Origin of the sequence: Streptomyces sp. MspMP-M5 (assembly GCF_000373585.1) — a bacterium.
In the GTDB taxonomy this organism is placed as follows: Bacteria; Actinomycetota; Actinomycetes; order Streptomycetales; family Streptomycetaceae; genus Streptomyces.
On sequence record NZ_KB891858.1, the window covers coordinates 1 to 2,796 of the forward strand.

Genomic DNA, 2,796 nt, shown 5'->3' on the forward strand with positions numbered 1-2,796 from the left:
CTCCGCGGCTCCGCCGTCAACCAGGACGGCGCCAGCAACGGCCTGACCGCCCCCAACGGCCCCTCCCAAGAACGCGTCATCCGCCAAGCCCTCACCAACGCAGGACTCGCCCCCACCGGCATCGACGCCATCGAAGCCCACGGCACCGGCACCCGACTCGGCGACCCCATCGAGGCCCAAGCGCTGCTGGCCGCCTACGGCCACGACCGACCTGCCGACCACCCCCTCTACCTCGGCTCCCTCAAATCCAACATCGGCCACACCCAGGCCGCCGCAGGCGTCGCCGGCGTCATCAAAATGATCAAGGCCATGCAGCACGGCACCCTCCCCCAAACCCTCCACATCGACGAACCCACCCACCACATCGACTGGAACACCACCCCCCTCACCCTCCTCACCCGACCCACCCCCTGGCCCCGAACCAACCACCCACGCCGCGCCGCCATCTCCGCCTTCGGCATCAGCGGCACCAACGCACACGTGATCCTCGAACAAGCCCCCGCACCACAGACAGCAGAAACGACCACCGAAGAACCGGCCACCGGGGTCTTCCCCATCTGGATGCTCTCGGCCGGCGACGAGAGCGCACTGCGCGCTCAGGCCCGGCGGCTCCGCCGGCACGCCGCGACCCACCCGGAGCCCACCACCGCCGACCTCGGTCTGTCACTGGCCACCACCCGTTCCCGCCTCGACCGGCGAGCGGCGGTCGTCGGCGGCGACCGGGCCGCACTGATGGCGGGCCTGGAATCTCTTGCGGACGGACACCCTTCGCCGGGTGTGGTGCGCCCGGGCAGTGCCAGGCGCGGCAAGCTCGCGTTCCTGTTCACCGGGCAAGGAGCCCAGCGGTCGGCCATGGGCCGGGAGCTGTATGCGTCCTCCGCCGTCTTCGCCGCCGCGCTCGACGAGGTGTGCGCAGGGCTGGACCAGGAACTCCCCCGGCCGCTCAAAGACGTTCTCTTCGCGCCCGACGGTTCCGCGGGCGCGGCACTGCTGGAGCGGACGTCCTTCACCCAGGCCGCTCTGTTCGCGGTGGAGACGGCGCTGTACCGCCTGGTCGAGCATCACGGGATCGTGCCCGACTACCTTCTCGGACACTCCATCGGAGAAGTCACCGCCGCCCATCTGGCAGGCGTGCTGGACCTGCCGGACGCCTGCCACCTGGTCGCCGAGCGCGGCAGGCTGATGCAGTCCGCACGCCAGGACGGCGCCATGGCCGCTCTCCAGGGAGAGGAGGAAGAGGTCATGGCGGCACTCTTTGACTACGACGGCCAGGTGGTGATCGCGGGTGTCAACGGCCCACGATCCATGGTGGTTTCGGGTAACAAGTCCGCCGTCAGCGAGCTGGCCGAGGCATGGCGCGCGAGCGGCGCGAAGGCCCGGCTGCTCTCCGTCTCCCACGCGTTCCACTCGCACCACATGGACACGGTGCTGGAGGAATTCCGATCCGTGGCCCGGGCCGTGACCTTCCACGAGCCGCACATCCCGATCGTCTCCAACGTCACGGGCACCCTCGCGACCGTCGACCAGCTCACCTCCCCCGACTACTGGGCCGATCACCTTCGCCGGGCGGTGCGCTTTGCGGACGGGGTGCGGCAGTTGGAAGAACTGGGTGTCACCGACTGGTTGGAGCTGGGCCCGGAGGGTGTCCTCGCCGCCCTCGTCCAGGAGGGTGCCACCGAAGAGGCGGGCGCGATCGTCTCGGTGCTGCGCAAGAACCGGCCGGAGACGGAGACCTTCGCCACCGCACTCGCCCATCTGGCCGTTCGAGGCATCACACCCGACTGGGACAGGGTCTTCCCGGGCGCCGACAAGGTGGATCTGCCCACCTACGCGTTCCAGCACAGGCGTTACTGGCTGGATGCCGCGCCGGCCTCGGGCGACGCCGCCGGCCTCGGGCTGGGTTCCGCCGGTCATCCTCTGCTGGGTGCTGCGGTGGGGTTGGCGGAGCGTGACGAGGTGGTGTTCACCGGACGGTTGTCCCTGCAGAGCCATCCATGGTTGGCCGGCCATGCGGTCGCGGGCACGGTCCTGGTCCCAGGCACGGTCCTGCTGGAACTCGCCCTCCACGCGGCCGGCCGGACCGGCAACGGCGAGGTCACCGACCTCACCCTCACCGCGCCGCTGGCGCTTCCCGAACACGGCGGCGTTCAGCTCCAACTGGCGGTGGGCGCCGAGGAGGACGCCGGACGCCGCGCCATCACCCTCCACGCCCGCCCCGACCACACGGATCAGGACAGCGTCTGGACCCTGCACGCCCGTGGCACCGTAACCGTTGGCGCACCGCCGGACACCGCTCCTTGTGCACTGGTGCCCTGGCCGCCGACCGGAACCACCGAGATCGATCTGACCGACGCCTATGACCGCCTGACCGAGCATGGCTACGCCTACGGAACGGCCTTCCAGTGCCTGCGCCGTGCCTGGTCGGACGAGACCGCAGGAGAGATCTGGGCGGAGGTCTCCCTCAGCGATGAACTGTCTTCCGGCACCGGGGCGTTCGACCTGCATCCCGTACTGCTGGACGCCGCCCTGCACACCCTGCTGCCCGGCATCACTGACGGCGGAACAGCGGTGCTGCCCTTCTCCTGGTCCGGCGTACGCCTCCACGCCGCCGGTGCATCGACACTGCGGGTCCACCTGAGCAGGACCGGACCGGAAACCGTGGCACTGGACATCTTCGATACGACCGGGGCTCCCGTCGCCACCGTCGGCTCCCTGACCACCCGCCCGCTGACACCGGATGCACTACGCGCAGCAGATCCCGCCGTCCGCGACGCACTCTTCCACGTGCAGTGGCAG

Annotated in this window: 1 protein-coding gene; it reads left to right on the top strand. The window is 70.1% G+C overall.

Annotation, left to right across the window (positions count from 1 at the left end; translation table 11 throughout):
- Positions 1-2,796: type I polyketide synthase (locus B073_RS0106195; protein WP_018537224.1), on the top strand; the 2,796-nt coding region annotated here is incomplete at both ends.